This is a genomic window from Gordonia sp. DT219 (assembly GCF_049847065.1).
Classification (GTDB): Bacteria; Actinomycetota; Actinomycetes; order Mycobacteriales; family Mycobacteriaceae; genus Gordonia.
Genome location: NZ_JBNCNR010000130.1, coordinates 1 through 233, shown reverse-complemented (window position 1 = coordinate 233; position 233 = coordinate 1). Strand labels below are relative to the sequence as shown.

The 233-nt window shown below is 63.5% G+C and carries 1 protein-coding gene; it reads left to right on the top strand.

Annotation, left to right across the window (positions count from 1 at the left end):
• Positions 1-233 (top strand): DUF222 domain-containing protein (locus tag ACPXB3_RS22725; protein ID WP_425729909.1); only part of this gene is annotated, 233 nt, incomplete at both ends.

Genomic DNA, 233 nt, shown 5'->3' with positions numbered 1-233 from the left:
TCACCGTCGGGTTCCGTCGAAGACGCCGACCCCGAAAAATTGGCGGCCGCCGCCGACCGCGACACCCGCAGCCAAGCGCAACGCAACCATGATGCGATGCAGGCCGTGTACAAACTGGCCCTGAAGTCGGGGGAACTCGGCGAATCGCATCGCGGACTACCGGTGCAGCTGATCATCAAAGCCGACCTGACCGATCTGATCAACGAAACCGGCCACGGCGTCACCGCCACCAA